The organism is Ruegeria sp. CJ9 (assembly GCF_056536625.1).
On record NZ_JBQFPY010000002.1, the window covers coordinates 266,438 to 280,868 of the forward strand.

Genomic DNA, 14,431 nt, shown 5'->3' on the forward strand with positions numbered 1-14,431 from the left:
TACGATTACGACTAGCGCTTTCATCGCCAGAGGCTCCTTTTCAGCTTGGCAGGGACATTATGGGCGGGCGAAAGGGGCGTCAACAGGCAATCGTACCAATTTTGTAACCTGAGATGCAGATTTTGCGACATTTTATTGCGCAGATTGCCGCAGGTTGGGAATTTCCGCGAATTTTTGCCCGCTCATGATGATTTGGGCTGGCAAATGGCAGGTCTGAAAGCGTCAAGGCAATGTCTAAAATTGACATGAGCGACCCGGCTCTGTGCGGCACGCTGGTCTCAGTTGAACAGGTAAGGGAGGCGAAGAATGTTGCAGGACCTCATAGATCTAGGGCGGTATCCGATCGATCGGCCCGGGTCGCGGGGCTATGATCAGACGATTGCAGATGTGCGGAAAGAACTTGATCAAGACGGCTGCGCGGTTCTGCCAGGATTTGTGCATGAGGACGGTTTGGAGTTGCTGGTGCGCGAGGCGGATGAGGTTGCCCCACAAGCGCATCGCTCTTTCAACAGGACCAACGCCTATTTCACCAAAGATGATCCGCGCTTTGGGATCGGGCATCCGATACGCCGTTTTTATGACCGCTCAAACGCCTTTGTTCCCGCAGATAATTTCCCCACGTCGGGTCCTTTGCGGCGGATTTACGAATATGAATGGTTCATGCCTTTTGTCCGTGACGCATTGGACGAGCCCGAGGATCGGTTCTTTCGCTATGATGATCCGCTGGCAGATGTGATCATTAACGTGGTCGAAGAGGGGCAGGGCTTTCCCTGGCATTTCGACACCAACAACTACACCGTTACGCTGGCCATTCAGAATGGAGAAGTCGGGGGCACCTTTGAATATGTGCCGAACCTGCGCACGGCCGAGGACGAAAATTTTAAGTCCGTGGCCTCGGTTTTGGACGGAGACAGGGCACGGGTCCGAGAGCTGGAGTTGCAACCGGGGGACCTACAGATTTTCAAGGGACGGTACGCGCTGCACAGGGTGGCCCCAGTAACGGGTGCGCGCACCCGATACGTTGGGATTTTCTCATTCGTTGAAGCCGAAGGGATGTGCGGCGGGGTTGAACGCACACGACAGCTTTATGGGCGTGTGTTACCGCATCATCATGCGCGTGAAGGGATGCGAAAGGATCAATTGCTGGACTGAAAATTCTGGGGTTAAAATAAAGAGGTTTTCAGCGACCGGAGGGTCCGATGCCTAAGATTATACAGCTTACGCCATTTGTTCTGTGTTCCTCCCTGCAAAAGCAGATTGATTTCTATTGCGATCGTTTGGGATTTTCTTGCGGGTTTCGGCAGGACAATTACGCTTTTTTGTCATTGGGGTCCGTGGCCATTCGGCTATTGGAATGCCCGCCGCGCGATGATGGTCGCCCGTTGGGAGAAGATCAGTCGTTTTACATAGACGTCGACGAAATCGACGATTTGTACGACAGCTTGCTGCCGGGATTGGCTGATCTACCCGAAGGGCGCGTGCGCCCGCCGTTTGATCAACCCTATCTGCAGCGCGAGTTTCACGTTATCGACGAAGACGGGACGTTGGTATTCTTTGGACAGGATATCAGCCCGAGGGGGTAGGCCCTCCCGCCCGTTGTCAATACACCTGCGGCGCATCTCCTCCGGTTAGGCCGGGCAGCGCTGCGCGCTGCGGGCGTGTTTAGAAACCGGGGCTGGTGCCTTGCAGGACACCGTGTTCCAGCGCGTATCGGGTCAGGCCCGCAGTGGATGAGATACCCAGTTTGCGTTTGATGTTCTTGCGGTGAGTTTCCACCGTGCGCACAGAGATTTCCAAGGTCTGCGCCACCTCTTTGTTGGACTTTCCCTGCGCCAGTTCCAGCAGGATGGTCTGCTCACGGCCGGTCAGCGCCTCACGTGCGCTGTCTTGTTTGGGCTGCAGCGACCCGCTGGCACCGGTGCAAAGGTACTGTTCGCCGCGCATCACCGCGTCGATGGCCTGTTTGATCTCATCCGTCGGTACGTCCTTGAGGACATAACCCTTGGCCCCGTGGTTCAGTGCGGTCGAAATGTATTCGGGGCTGTCATGCATCGACAGGATCAGGATGCGGGTCTCGGGCAGGCGCTCCAAAATCATCTCGGTGGCGCTGAGCCCGCCTAGGCCAGGCATGTTCAGATCCATCAGGATCACATCGGGGGACAGATCGGCAACTTGATCAACGGCTTCTTGCCCGGTGCCTAGTGTGCAGACCACTTCGATGTCGGGATAGCTTTCAAGGATCGACTGAATCCCTTCGGCCACCATCGGGTGGTCATCCACGATCAGGACCCGGATCGACTGTGCGCTCATGTACCGGCCTTTCGGTTCGGAGTTGCGTCTTCCTGCGGCGGAAGCAAGTGGCTAAGCGGCAGGGTAACCTCGATCACGGTGCCGCCGTGCGGGCTGCGTGATGACAGAATACGCAGTGATCCGTCAAGCTGTTCGATGCGTTCCTGCATGTTGCGCAGCCCGATCCCGGTGCTGACGCCTTCAGCCTCGCGGGGCAGGCCGCGACCATTGTCGGTGATGCGCATGGTGGCACCCTTTTTGTGACCGCGCAGATCAATTGTAACATGCGTTGCGTCGGCGTGGCGTTCGATATTGGTCAGGGCTTCTTGTGCGATACGGTAAAGGGCGATCTTGGCGTCCTGATCCAACCGGTTTCGAAACACGACGGTCGAGAATTCGGTCTCAATCCCCGTACGCTCGCGGAAATCGTCGGTCAGCGCCTTCACTGCGGGGCCAAGGCCCAGATCGTCCAGCACACCTGGGCGCAAATCGCGGCTGATGCGGCGCACCTCGGTGATTGCGGTGCCGAGATGCTCTATCCCCTTGTCCAATGGGGCGTGGGCCCCGTCGTCATCGCCCCGCGCAAGCCGCCGCCGGGCATTGTCCAGCGCGTAGCGTACACCGACGAGTATCTGGCTGATCCCGTCATGCAGTTCGCGCGCCACTCGGCCCCGCTCTTCCTCTTGCGCGTCGAGAACCCGTTGCGTCAGTTCCTTCAGCTTGGCATCCGCCAGCCGCCGTTCCCGGAAATTCAGGAGCATGCCGGATGCAAAAACGACCAGCACTGCCGCCAAAGTAATTCCGCCGATATAATAGAATGTCCGGCGTACACGGGCCTCGACCTCGGCCCGGGCGGCGGCGATCGATGCGACAACATCGTCAATGAACACCCCGGTTCCAACAGCCCACTGCCAGCTGGGAAAGCTGGTGACGTAGGTGATCATCTGTGCCTCTTCCCCGGTCGAAGGTTTAGGCCACAGATAGGTGTGATACCCCGCACCTTGTCGAGCGATCCGGATCAGTTCGTCCACGACTGGTGTGCCTTCACTGTCGGTCAGGCCACTCCAGTTCTTGTTGATCAGATCGGTTTGGCGCGGGCTGACCAGATTGGTACCGTCATAGTCATAGACAAAAAAGAACCCGTCATCGCCGTAGATCATTGCCGACAGGATTTGCGCGACCTGATCCTTGGCCGCCTGATCATCGGGTTGGGCCGAGCCGTAGACAAAGTAAAATCCGTTGCGAGCCTGGGTGACATAGTTGCGCAGTTCGGCCTTTTTGGCTTCGATCAGCTGTGCCTCAAGCTGATCGATTTCACGTTCGGCCAGTTTGCGCGACTGATGCGCGACGAGAATGGCAATCGCCGCCACGGCCACAATCAGCGGCAGTGTTGCCAGCAGCGACAGCTTTTGCGCGTAATTCGGTCGAAAGACGTTGCGGAATCTCCCCATATCTCTGCGATAGGCAAATTTCACAAAAAAAGCAAAGTCGGACCGTTCAATGCCGGGAATAGGTAGGTGCCGAGTAAAAAATCGCGGTGAATCCAGCGGTTTGACCCAACGAATGACCGTTTCTACGTAGTAGTAGGTATTTTCATCTTCAATTGCATGGATATGATCCGCCCCATCGACAACGATCAACTGCCCCAAGAGGCAGACCATGACTTTGGGAGGACTGACTATATGGATCGTCGTTCATTTTTGAAAACCACGGCACTAGGCAGCAGCGCTGCTGCAGCTACCGCGCTGGCAGCACCGGCATATGCGCAGGGCAAGCGGACCCTGACGATGGTGACATCATGGCCGCGTGGCTTTGCCGTTCTGGATGACGCAGCCAGCTATATGGAGCAGATGGTCGGCGAGATGTCCGACGGTCAGCTGACCATCGACAAGAAGGCCCCGGGTGAACTGGTGGGCGCGCTGGAAGTGTTCGACGCCGTGTCGTCGGGCCAGGCTGACATGTACCACTCGGCCGACTACTACTTTATCGGTCAGCACCCCGGTTACGCCTATTTCACCGCTGTGCCGTTTGGTGGTACCGCGCAGGAACTGACCAACTGGTACTACCATGGCGGCGGCGAAGAGCTGCACGACGAGCTGGGTCAGATCTTTAACCTCAAGGGCCTGCTGGCCGGTAACTCGGGCTCGCAGTCCGGTGGCTGGTTCCGCAACGAGATTAACTCGGCCGCAGACTTCAACGGTCTGAAGTTCCGTATGCCCGGTTTGGGTGGCAAGGTGCTGGGCAAACTGGGCGCCTCGGTTCAGAACATCCCCGGCGGCGAACTGTATCAGGCGCTGTCTTCGGGTGCGCTGGACGGTCTGGAGTGGGTTGGCCCGATGGCGGACGAACGCGCCGGCTTCCAGGAAGTTGCCAAGGTCTACTACACTGCGGGTTTCCATGAGCCGGGCTCGGGTCTGGCCGCATCGGTCAACCTGGATGTCTGGAATGACCTGACACCGGCACAGCAGGCAATCCTGCGCTATGCGTCGATGGCCACAACCCACTATCAGTTGGCCGAAACGCTGGCCAACAACGGTGCCGCACTGGCGCGTCTGCAATCGCAGGGCGTGAAAACGCTGCAATTCTCGGACGACGTTTGGGACGCGTTCGGCCAGGCATCCGCCGAGGTCATGGACGAGAACATGAATGACGAGTTGTTTGCCAATATCCGCGGTTCGTTCGAAGAGTCGCTGGCGACGTCGGCCTCGTGGATCAACAAGTCGGATGGATACTACGTCCAGCAGCGCGTTCGCGTTCTGGGTGGCTAAGTAGGCGCCGGAAATCTCAGAGGCCTCACGAAAGTGGGGCCTCTTTTCAATACATATTCTCTGAATCCTGCGACCCCTGCTAAGGTGAAAGTCACAGATATTCAGCTGAGTGAGGGACATCATGGACGACAGCAGCTCGGTTGGTTTGACCGACGCTCTTGCCGCAGTTGGCGGCGGGATTGTCTGGGTTCTGCAAAATCTGGCCCAAGCCTTCTACAACATTGGCTACGCACTGACCCATCCAAGCCTCTGGCTGGATTGGTCCGATAAAGAAGCTGTCATGCGCTTCGTCTACTATGGCGGATCGGTTGAGTTCTTCTTTGCCGTTTTTGCAGTTTTTCTGGTTATCACGATCATCGGCATGGTCCGCAACAACTTCATGTGGGGGTGTGTGCGCGGACTTGAGGGGTTCACCAACACGCTGGGCCGTTTCTTTGCCTGGGCTGGTCTGCTGATGGTGCTACAGCAAATCATCATCGTGATCATGCAGCGGATTTTCACCCGCCCCGACATCGTGATCGCCTTTGGCATTCCGCTGCAATACGACATCAGTTGGTACGCTGAAATGTTGAAGTTTTACAACGCTTTGGTGGTGTCTCTTTGTGTAGGGTACACCTTTGTGCAGGGCGGGCATGTGCGGGTTGATCTGTTCTATGCCCCGGCACGGTTCGGCACCAAAAAGGTGATCGACATGCTGGGCTCGGTGTTCTTCATGATGCCGCTGGCGGTGCTGGTCTGGATGTATGGCTGGTACTTCATGTGGCGGCACCTGATCGTGCCGAAACCCTCGGCCAGTGACACGCTGGAGCGGCTGCTGCTGAAATCGAAGGCGATGCGCTGGAATGTCGAAACCATCGGCTTCAGCCCCAACGGTTTCACTGCGTATTTCCTGTTCAAGATCATGCTGGTGGCCTTTGCCGGGCTGGTCTTCCTGCAAGCAATCGCGTTCCTGTACCGGTCGTATCTTGAATACGTGGAAGGACCGGACAGTGCCGGAAAATACCTCGACAAAGACAGCCTTGGCGAGGGTGAAGAAGCCTTCGAAGGCGTACATTAAGGACGGAGACCAAGACTATGCTATTCGGACTTGATGGCGTCGAGATAGGCCTCATAATCGTATTTTTCTGCCTTTTCGGAGGCATCCTTTCCGGGTTCCCGGTGGCTTTTGCCATCGGTGGGGCTGGTATCATCTCATTCGGGATCATCGCGGCATTGGACAGTGCCGGGTTGCTGGTGCATCAGGCCATCGACTCGGGCACGCAGGCCTATCGGGATCTGGTGAATTCGGGCGTCAAACCTGACACCATATCTGTTTTCCGATACCCGGAATTGCCAACCATTGGCGAGCCGGTCTTCCCCTCTGGCTGGGAAACTGCGCTGGACCGCAACGTCTCGTTCATTGTGAACCGTATCAACGAACGTGTTCTGGCCGGGCAATCCATCGAAACCCTGTTGGCCGTGCTGATGTTCGTCCTGATGGGCATCACGTTGGAGCGTTCAAAGATCGCCAACGATCTGCTGACCACAATGGCGCGTGTTTTTGGCCCGTTGCCGGGTGGTCTGGCCGTGTCGATCGTGGTTGTGGGCGCGTTTCTGGCGGCCTCGACCGGGATTGTGGGCGCGACCGTTGTGACCATGGGTTTGCTGGCGCTGCCGACCATGTTGCGAAACAACTACTCGCCTGAACTGGCAACCGGTGTGATCGCGGCCTCGGGGACGTTAGGGCAAATCATCCCGCCCTCTATCGTGATTGTTCTGCTAGGCACGCTGGCTGGTGATTTGTATTCAACTGCGCAGGAAACCCGCGCGGTTGAGGCCGGGTGTACCGACGCGCTGACCTATCTGGGTGAGCCTGCGGTGGTCTCGGTCGGCACATTGTTCCAGGCGGCCTTGCTGCCGGGGATCATGCTGGCCTTGCTGTATGCGCTTTATGCCTTCGGCTATGCGTTGATGAACCCCGAAAAAGCCCCGGCCGTGGAACTGGGCGGCGGTGGCGGTGAACCGATCACCCGCGGTGAAGGCCTGACATGGCTGCTGGGCGCGCCCGTCGCGCTGATCGTGGGTGCCGTTCTGCTGGGCAGCACGGGTGTGATCGGCAGCCAGAACATCACTGTCTCGGCCTTTTCGGATATCGGCGAGGGTGCTTCGCTGCGCACCAACGTATCTGAGGAATGCAAGGTCTCGATGATCGAACTGCACGGTCAATCCGCCTGGGATCAGGCCGTGGCCGAGCAGCAAGCGTTGGATGAGGCTGGCGGTGTTTCTCAGGCTCAGCGCCTGACCGAAGAAGAGCTGGCCGCTGCGCAGGAGGCCAAGATTGCCGCTACTGCACCCATTGGTACTGGTGTCGCGGTTATCGTTGTGCTGCTGGGTCTGACCTTGCTGTTTGGTCGCGGCATAGCACCGTCGCAATCTACACAACCACTGATAATTGGATCCATCGGCCTGTTGTTGATGGTGCTGGTGGATGTGCTGCTGATTGCGCCGACGACCTCGTCAGGGTTGGCCTTCGTGATCATGGCGATACCGTTTGCGCTGGCGATCTATGGCTGCAAGTTCGCGGCTGAACGCTGTGCCACCAATGATCTGATCCGTGTGGTCTTTCCACCGCTTGTCCTGATCATCGCGGTGCTGGGTTCAATCCTTGGCGGCATTACCAACCCGACACCGGCGGCTGCGCTGGGTGCGGGCGGGGCGATCATGCTGGCGGCATATCGCAAGCTGCAGGATCAGGGGCGCTCGGGGAAAGTGATCATCTGGTCGACCTTCGCCGTCATCATCTGCATGCTGATGGGCATAAATTTCGATCTGCGCATCAATCAAGGCGATGTCTCGGTCGAAAGCTGGATCGCCTTTATCTTTGCCTACGCGGCTTACCTCTATGCGCTGTTCGGATTGATCTTTGCCTGCTGGGTTCTGTTCTCAAGCGGAGTTCTAACCCCGGTTGTGCGCGAAACGGCCAAGGTGACGTCGATGGTCTTTACCATCCTGATCGGATCGCAGCTGTTGAACCTGGTGGTAATCTCATTTGGGGGTGAACATTACATCCAGCAATTCCTACGCAGCTTTGACAACGAGTTCACGGTCTTCCTGATCGTGATGTTGGTGCTGTTCATCCTGGGCTTTGTGTTGGATTTCCTCGAGATCATCTACATCGTGATCCCCATCGTGGGCCCGGTGATCTATGGCGGGTCGTTTGACCCGAAATGGGTGACAATCATGGTGGCGGTGAACCTGCAGACCTCGTTCCTCACGCCACCGTTCGGGTTTGCGTTGTTCTACCTGAGGGGGGTTGCACCGAAAGAGGTGACGACGGGCCATATCTATCGTGGGATCATACCATTTGTGATCATTCAGGTGGTGGGGATTGGCATCCTGTGGTCCTTCCCGTCGATTGTAACCATCGTGCCGGATCTGATCCCGAATTGATTGGTTACTGTGATCCAACGGAAAAGAGGGCCAATTGGCCCCCTTTGCTTTTTTAGATTGTTGAAGGGGCCAGCCCCTTCTTGGCCTGCGGCCATTTCAACCACGAGAATTTTTTTGGCCAGATGAAGGCAGATCAGGTGAACTGAATCAGGTCCCAGCGATTTCCGAACGGATCGCGCCAGACGGCGACCCAACCGTAGGGTTCTTGTCTGGGGTTTTCTTCGAAATGGACGCCTTTGTACAACATTTCGGCGTGATCGCGTTCGAAATCATCCGTTTGCAGAAAGAAGCCAACGCGGCCTCCGGTCTGATTGCCCACGGCGGCGATCTGGTTTGGACCGTCTGCCTGCGCCAGCAAAAGTGACCCGGTATCTGATCCTGGAGGAGACACCAGCACCCATCGTTTGCCACCGCCCAGGTCAACGTCTTGCGTCAGGGTGAAGCTGAGTTTTTGGGTGTAGAACGCAATAGCTGCATCGTAATCCGGCACCACAAGGGTGACGGCGTATAGTGTTTGGCGCATGGAAGTTTAGCCCTTGGTCGGGTGGCGGTCGGGCAGTTGAATACTGGCGACCTGCTCGGCAATCGGCGCGGTGGATAGCGGGTGGTGCTTGCCGTCCGCCAGTTCAGACGGATTGTTGATACGCTTCCAATTGCCTTGGATATAGGCTTCGAGCCCTGAAAACCGCGCCTTGTACCCCATCTTGGGGCTGCCTGGTACCCAGTAGCCCAGATAGACGTAGGGCAGGCCAGCCTCGCGCGCGATGTCGATGTGATCGAGGATCATGTACGTTCCCAGAGAGCTTTGCGGCTGTTCAGGGTCATAGAAGGAATAAACCATGCTAAGCCCGTCATCCAAAACGTCAGTCAGGCTGACGGCGATCAGCTCTCCGTTTTCGGGGTCGGCATATTCCACCACGCGGCTGCGGATCGGAGTTTCTTCGATCATTGCGGCGAATTCGAACACATCCATATCGGCCATACCGCCATCGGCGTGGCGTGTGTCCAGATAGCGGCGGAACAGTTCGTATTGCTCATCAGTTGCCCAAGGCGAGTTTGCACGGCGCTGTAGGTAGGCATTGCGTTTGGCCGTGCGCTTTTGGCTTTTGCTGGGGCGAAAAGCCGACACATCGATGCGGGCTGAAAGACAGGCTGCGCAATCAGTGCAGGATGGGCGGTAAAGCACATTCTGGGATCGGCGAAACCCCTGTTGCGACAGGGAATTGTTCAGCTGATCGGCACCTTCGCCCTGTAGGGCGGTGAACAGCTTACGCTCCATCCTGCCCTCAAGGTAAGGGCAGGGTTGCGGGGCCGTCACATAAAATTGCGGCGCGATGGGCAGCGTGTGTCGCATGAAGGTTCCGTGTTTCCTGACACAGGATGATAACAACGGTTCCCTGAGCCGCCAAGTGATTCAATTGGCAGATATTTAAGCCCGCTGGTTGATCATGACCGTGCCAAGGAACGAATCCGTCAGGCCCTGACAACGTGCGCTGGTCAGCATCATGATGACCGAGATGATCTGAACCACGAAAAACGCCATGCTGATGAAATACCCGGCGGTATGGGCCACGGCTTTGCCCATATCCAGACGGGACCCGAATGCGTCCCGCAATTCAATGCCCATGAAACGCATGCCCAGTGTCGCCGATCCGTTGGCGATGGTAACAACGCGGTACACAAAGCTGATGACGCCATAGATCAAGGGCAGAAACAGCAGCCCCGCGCCAAATGTCAGGAAAACCGGCACGATGCACAGCAGCGAAATGAAGGCGATATCAAACAGCCACGCGACAAAGCGTTTGGTTGCTACCGACTGGTAGAACTCAGGCTGGGTATCAGGGTCGGGCAGGTGGGTCATGTTGTAATATCCGGATATTGTTCGGAAATTACCCTGTCCCGGATGGCGGGACAGGGCAAGCTTTGATCAGGCGCGCTCGCCGTTTTCGGGCTCGTCGTGGTTTTCGCGGGCGCGTTCGTCCATGAACTGGTCGAATTCAGCCTTGTCCTTGGCGTCACGCAGGCGGCGCAGGAAGGCTTCGAAGTCCTGCTGTTCGCGTTCAAGCCGCGCCAGAGTGTCCGCCTTATAGGCATCAAACGCGCTGTTGCCCGAGGGTTTCATAGCGCTCATGTGACTGTGCCAGGATTTGCGGCGGCTGCAGGATTTGCTGAACATGCGTTTGCTCCAGATCATGTAGGCCAACAGGGCCAGGCCAACGGGCCAGAAGAAGATGAAACCAAGGACCATGACGGCGATCCAGGCGCCTTTGCCTTTGTCGTCAAGCCAAGTTTCGATGCGGTGCAGCCATCCCGGATTTTCTGGGACGGCGGGGTCGGACAGTGCGGTCATTTGGGGTCTCCGGGGTTGATGTAAATCGTTTTCACATTGATAAGATGGGAAGCAGATGGCTGGTTGCAAGAGGTCGATGTGAAAAAGATTTACATTATGCGTCGGGGCCGAGTTTGGTTGACGTCACCCAGAGAACAAAGCAGTTTGCAAAAATGTCTGTCGAAGAACGAAAAACCGCCCCGTCACTTGCCGAAATTCTGGAACTGGAAAAGCAAGTCTGGACTGCACTAGTTGAAGGCAATGCCTCGGCCGACCGGGCGTTACTGAGCGCGGATTTTCTGGGGGTCTATCCCACCGGGTTCGCCAACCGCGATGACCATGTCGGGCAGTTCGCTGATGCGCCAACGATGTCGCGGTACGAGTTGAGCGAGACAAAACTGCGGGTTCTGAACGCTGATATTGTCCTGTTGTCCTATCGTGCCGATTACCAACGCCCGGACAGTGATGCTTGGGAGGCGATGCTGATCTCTTCCCTGTGGGAGCGCCGCCATGACGTCTGGGTCAACAGTTTCAGTCAGGACACTCCATTGGAGGCGCAATGACCGGTCCGCTGACCATCCACCGTGTTCCGCGGGCGTTTGATGCATCGCTGGGTGATGAAGCGCTGAATGCGGTATCTGGTATCACGCCTGAACAAGGGGAGCTGATTGCAGGGACGGCGGGTTCGAGTCCATACCTAAAGGGATTGATCGAACACGAACGCGATTGGTTGCCGTCGGCCTTGCAAGAGCCCGATCAGGCTTTTGCGGATGTGATGGATGCAGCGCGTGCCTTACCACCGGATCAGTTGAAATCCGGTTTGCGGCAAGCCAAGCGGCGCATGGCTTTGCTGACCGCGCTGGCCGATCTGGCGGGCGCGTGGCCGTTAGAGAAAGTGACCGCTGCGCTGACGGATTTCGGCGCGCTGGCTGCGGATGTTGCCGCCAAGGCCGAGATCGCGGCACTGATCCGGCGCGGCAAGCTGCCGGGGATGACCGAAGACGATGTGGAAACCGCTGCCGGTATGATCATTCTGGCCATGGGCAAGATGGGCGCGCACGAGCTGAACTATAGCTCGGATATCGACCTGATCGTTCTGTTTGATGAGACCCGCTTTGACCCCGATGATTTCTTCGATGCGCGTCAGGGGATGGTGCGGGCCACGCGCAATTTTTGCGCCACGCTCAGCGACAAGACCGCTGATGGGTATGTGTTCCGCACTGACCTGCGATTGCGTCCCGATCCGGCGGTGACCCCGGTCTGTTTGGCGACCGAGGCGGCCGAGCGGTATTATGAAAGCCTTGGCCGCACCTGGGAAAGGGCAGCTTATATCAAGGCGCGCCCATGTGCCGGTGACATTGCCGCCGGGCAACGCTTTCTTGATGCATTGCGCCCCTTTGTCTGGCGCAGGCATCTGGATTTCGCCGCCATTCAGGACGCGCATGACATGCGTCTGCGCATTCGCGAGAATAAAGGCACCGGCGGCACGCTGACCATTCCCGGCCACGATATGAAGCTGGGGCAGGGTGGCATTCGTGAGATCGAATTCTTCACCCAGACCCGCCAGTTGATCGCGGGAGGTCGCGACCCTGACCTGCGCGTGCGCGGCACGGTGCCCGGTCTGGCTGCATTGGCCGGAAAAGACTGGATACCGCAGGACGTGGCCGAAAAGCTGACCGACCACTACCGCTCCCACCGCGAGGTCGAACATCGCATTCAGATGGTTCACGATGCTCAGACCCATAAGGTGCCCCAATCACCGGATGGGATCGAACGCGTTGCCTGCCTGATGGGGATGAACAGCGCCGAGTTGACCGCAGATCTGACCCGTCGTCTGACCGAAGTGCATGAGCTGACCGAGGGGTTCTTTGCCCCAGGATCTTCGACGCCCGCACCTGCCGGTGAGACCGGTTTTGACCAAAATGTCCTGGCCCGCTGGACCACCTATCCAGCGCTACGCTCGCAACGCGGCGCGCGGATCTTTGAACGTCTCAAGCCCGAGCTGCTTTCACGTCTGTCGAAAACTGCAAAACCGGACGAGGCACTGCGGGCGCTGGACGGTTTTCTTGCAGGGTTGCCAGCAGGTGTGCAGCTGTTTTCCCTGTTCGAGGCTAATCCCCACCTGATCGACCTGCTGGTCGATATCGTGGGCACCTCGCACGCATTGGCGGCGCATCTGTCCCATAACGCCGCCGTGTTTGACGCGGTGATTGGGGGCAGTTTCTTCAGCGACTGGCCAGGGCAAACGGCACTTCAGTCTGATCTTGAGCAGGCGCTGCAGCAGGAAACGGACTATGAAACGCAGCTGGATTTCGCACGTCGCTGGTGCAAGGAATGGCATTTCCGTATCGGTGTACATCACCTGCGCGGTCTGATTGACGGTGTGCAGGCCGGAAAGCAATATGCCGAACTGGCCAGCGCTGTTATAGCCGCGATCCTACCTTGCGTGACTGAACAATTCGCCAAGAAGCACGGACCTGCGCCGGGGCGCGGGGCGACTGTACTGGGTATGGGATCGCTGGGGGCAGGGCGGATCAACTCGCAATCCGATCTGGACATGATCGTGATCTATGACCCACTGGATCAGGACATGTCGGACGGTCCGCGCCCTCTGGCCACGCGTACCTATTACGCCCGGTTCACACAGGCGCTGATCACGGCGCTCTCTGCTCCGATGTCGCAGGGGCGGCTTTATGAGGTCGACATGCGCCTGCGCCCGTCTGGCAATCAGGGGCCGGTGGCGACCAGCTGGGCCAGCTTCACCAATTACCAGCGCAACGAAGCCTGGGTTTGGGAGCATTTGGCCTTGACCCGTGCCCACGTGGTCGCAGGCGACGCGGGTTTGACGCAGGATATCGAGAGCTTCCGCGCTGATTTTCTGGCGCAACCGGAAGACCGCCAGAAGGTCCTGCGCGAAGTGTCCGAAATGCGCGCCCGTTTGGCCGCCGCCAAATCCCCAGCGGGGATATGGGATGCCAAGAACGGCGCCGGGCGGATGATGGATATCGAACTGATGGCCGAAACCGGGGCACTACTGTCTGGTGTGACACAGCGCGACGTGCAGTCTGGGTTGGACGGCACTGTCGCTGCCGGTTTGCTGGACGTCGCGCAAGTGCAAACGCTCAAGGATTGCTACGATTTATGCTGGTCTGTGCAATGCGCTGCCCGGCTGCTGTCGGGTAAAGTGATCGAAGCGGACAAGATCGGCGAGGGCGGCGCGGCTTTCCTGTGTCGGGCCACCGGGTTCGAACAGGTCGAACACCTGCAGGGCGCGCTGCAGGACAGTTACACCGCCGCCGCCGGTATTATCGGTCGCGTGCTTGAGGAGGGGCAAGATGCCGCGCAATGACGATCCAAACGATCACAAGGGCCTGATCCGCGAGGCGTACCGCATCGACGGCATCACGCTGCCCGAATGCCGCAGCATTTTTCTGGACTGGGCGCTGAGCCTGCCTGCGGATCGCGATCAGACACAGGCCCTTACTGCATTACACGCCATCTATGCCGCGCAAGAGGCCGATCATCCGATGACACAAGTGCTGGCCGAAGGGCTACAATCGGCTCAGACACCCAAGAGGCGCGGCGGCTGGCGGTCCCGGTCTCGCTAGGGCTTTTC

The 14,431-nt window shown here is 57.9% G+C and carries 14 protein-coding genes; 8 read left to right on the forward strand and 6 right to left on the reverse strand.

Going from position 1 to position 14,431, the window contains the following annotated elements; translation table 11 throughout:
* The first annotated feature begins 306 nt into the window (after nucleotides 1-306).
* On the forward strand, nucleotides 307-1,152 hold the full coding sequence (locus ACR0AJ_RS06785; protein ID WP_170349011.1) for a HalD/BesD family halogenase: 846 nt from the start codon (nucleotides 307-309) through the stop codon (nucleotides 1,150-1,152).
* Between the two features lie 47 nt (nucleotides 1,153-1,199).
* Entirely contained in the window at nucleotides 1,200-1,583 is a 384-nt protein-coding gene (locus tag ACR0AJ_RS06790; RefSeq protein WP_170349010.1) for a bleomycin resistance protein, read from the forward strand.
* A gap of 79 nt (nucleotides 1,584-1,662) precedes the next feature.
* Here ACR0AJ_RS06790 and ACR0AJ_RS06795 read toward each other — a convergent pair whose 3' ends face one another.
* Both ACR0AJ_RS06795 and ACR0AJ_RS06800 read right to left on the reverse strand, forming a co-directional pair.
* Entirely contained in the window at nucleotides 1,663-2,310 is a 648-nt protein-coding gene (locus tag ACR0AJ_RS06795; RefSeq protein WP_170349009.1) for a response regulator transcription factor, read from the reverse strand.
* The gene (locus ACR0AJ_RS06800) at nucleotides 2,307-3,740 is read right to left on the reverse strand and encodes a cache domain-containing protein (protein WP_170349423.1); all 1,434 of its coding nucleotides are present in this window, start codon (nucleotides 3,738-3,740) and stop codon (nucleotides 2,307-2,309) included. Before ACR0AJ_RS06800 ends, ACR0AJ_RS06795 begins: the two co-directional genes overlap by 4 nt.
* 231 nt (nucleotides 3,741-3,971) lie before the next feature.
* Between ACR0AJ_RS06800 and ACR0AJ_RS06805 the strand changes: the two genes are divergently transcribed.
* From ACR0AJ_RS06805 to ACR0AJ_RS06815, 3 genes are all read left to right on the forward strand, one after another.
* The gene (locus ACR0AJ_RS06805; RefSeq protein ID WP_170349008.1) at nucleotides 3,972-5,057 is read left to right on the forward strand and encodes a TRAP transporter substrate-binding protein; all 1,086 of its coding nucleotides are present in this window, start codon (nucleotides 3,972-3,974) and stop codon (nucleotides 5,055-5,057) included.
* Between the two features lie 121 nt (nucleotides 5,058-5,178).
* Nucleotides 5,179-6,114: a TRAP transporter small permease subunit gene (locus ACR0AJ_RS06810; RefSeq protein ID WP_170358909.1), complete on the forward strand. Its 936-nt coding sequence runs from the start codon at nucleotides 5,179-5,181 to the stop codon at nucleotides 6,112-6,114.
* 17 nt (nucleotides 6,115-6,131) lie between these two features.
* Nucleotides 6,132-8,486 (forward strand): TRAP transporter large permease subunit, encoded by a 2,355-nt coding sequence (locus ACR0AJ_RS06815; RefSeq protein WP_170349006.1) that lies wholly within the window; start codon nucleotides 6,132-6,134, stop codon nucleotides 8,484-8,486.
* Between the two features lie 133 nt (nucleotides 8,487-8,619).
* On the opposite strand, the gene ACR0AJ_RS06820 is transcribed toward ACR0AJ_RS06815, so the two are convergent.
* From ACR0AJ_RS06820 to ACR0AJ_RS06835, 4 genes are all read right to left on the reverse strand, one after another.
* Nucleotides 8,620-9,009, reverse strand: a complete 390-nt coding sequence (locus tag ACR0AJ_RS06820) for a VOC family protein (protein ID WP_480740433.1) — start codon at nucleotides 9,007-9,009, stop codon at nucleotides 8,620-8,622.
* 6 nt (nucleotides 9,010-9,015) lie between these two features.
* Nucleotides 9,016-9,840, reverse strand: coding sequence for an arginyltransferase (locus ACR0AJ_RS06825; protein ID WP_170349004.1), 825 nt, complete (start codon nucleotides 9,838-9,840; stop codon nucleotides 9,016-9,018).
* Between the two features lie 75 nt (nucleotides 9,841-9,915).
* A complete protein-coding gene (locus tag ACR0AJ_RS06830) occupies nucleotides 9,916-10,347 on the reverse strand; it encodes an RDD family protein (protein ID WP_170349003.1) in 432 nt (143 codons plus the stop codon).
* 66 nt (nucleotides 10,348-10,413) lie between these two features.
* Entirely contained in the window at nucleotides 10,414-10,836 is a 423-nt protein-coding gene (locus tag ACR0AJ_RS06835; protein WP_170349002.1) for a DUF2852 domain-containing protein, read from the reverse strand.
* Nucleotides 10,837-10,988: 152 nt separating this feature from the next.
* Between ACR0AJ_RS06835 and ACR0AJ_RS06840 the strand changes: the two genes are divergently transcribed.
* The 3 genes from ACR0AJ_RS06840 to ACR0AJ_RS06850 are packed head-to-tail and all read left to right on the forward strand — an operon-like array spanning nucleotide 10,989 to nucleotide 14,423.
* The gene (locus ACR0AJ_RS06840; protein WP_170358901.1) at nucleotides 10,989-11,378 is read left to right on the forward strand and encodes a nuclear transport factor 2 family protein; all 390 of its coding nucleotides are present in this window, start codon (nucleotides 10,989-10,991) and stop codon (nucleotides 11,376-11,378) included.
* Nucleotides 11,375-14,164: a [protein-PII] uridylyltransferase family protein gene (locus ACR0AJ_RS06845; RefSeq protein ID WP_480740434.1), complete on the forward strand. Its 2,790-nt coding sequence runs from the start codon at nucleotides 11,375-11,377 to the stop codon at nucleotides 14,162-14,164. Before ACR0AJ_RS06840 ends, ACR0AJ_RS06845 begins: the two co-directional genes overlap by 4 nt.
* The gene (locus ACR0AJ_RS06850; RefSeq protein WP_170348999.1) at nucleotides 14,151-14,423 is read left to right on the forward strand and encodes a hypothetical protein; all 273 of its coding nucleotides are present in this window, start codon (nucleotides 14,151-14,153) and stop codon (nucleotides 14,421-14,423) included. Before ACR0AJ_RS06845 ends, ACR0AJ_RS06850 begins: the two co-directional genes overlap by 14 nt.
* Nucleotides 14,424-14,431: the final 8 nt, after the last annotated feature.

Coding starts and splice junctions, on each gene's coding strand:
- ACR0AJ_RS06835 (WP_170349002.1), bottom strand. CDS start 10,836: ATGACCGCACTGTCCGACCCCGCCGTCCCAGAAAATCCGGGATGGCTG.
- ACR0AJ_RS06785 (WP_170349011.1), top strand. CDS start 307: ATGTTGCAGGACCTCATAGATCTAGGGCGGTATCCGATCGATCGGCCC.
- ACR0AJ_RS06850 (WP_170348999.1), top strand. CDS start 14,151: ATGCCGCGCAATGACGATCCAAACGATCACAAGGGCCTGATCCGCGAG.
- ACR0AJ_RS06825 (WP_170349004.1), bottom strand. CDS start 9,840: ATGCGACACACGCTGCCCATCGCGCCGCAATTTTATGTGACGGCCCCG.
- ACR0AJ_RS06810 (WP_170358909.1), top strand. CDS start 5,179: ATGGACGACAGCAGCTCGGTTGGTTTGACCGACGCTCTTGCCGCAGTT.
- ACR0AJ_RS06830 (WP_170349003.1), bottom strand. CDS start 10,347: ATGACCCACCTGCCCGACCCTGATACCCAGCCTGAGTTCTACCAGTCG.
- ACR0AJ_RS06790 (WP_170349010.1), top strand. CDS start 1,200: ATGCCTAAGATTATACAGCTTACGCCATTTGTTCTGTGTTCCTCCCTG.
- ACR0AJ_RS06805 (WP_170349008.1), top strand. CDS start 3,972: ATGGATCGTCGTTCATTTTTGAAAACCACGGCACTAGGCAGCAGCGCT.
- ACR0AJ_RS06815 (WP_170349006.1), top strand. CDS start 6,132: ATGCTATTCGGACTTGATGGCGTCGAGATAGGCCTCATAATCGTATTT.
- ACR0AJ_RS06820 (WP_480740433.1), bottom strand. CDS start 9,009: ATGCGCCAAACACTATACGCCGTCACCCTTGTGGTGCCGGATTACGAT.
- ACR0AJ_RS06795 (WP_170349009.1), bottom strand. CDS start 2,310: ATGAGCGCACAGTCGATCCGGGTCCTGATCGTGGATGACCACCCGATG.
- ACR0AJ_RS06800 (WP_170349423.1), bottom strand. CDS start 3,740: ATGGGGAGATTCCGCAACGTCTTTCGACCGAATTACGCGCAAAAGCTG.
- ACR0AJ_RS06840 (WP_170358901.1), top strand. CDS start 10,989: ATGTCTGTCGAAGAACGAAAAACCGCCCCGTCACTTGCCGAAATTCTG.
- ACR0AJ_RS06845 (WP_480740434.1), top strand. CDS start 11,375: ATGACCGGTCCGCTGACCATCCACCGTGTTCCGCGGGCGTTTGATGCA.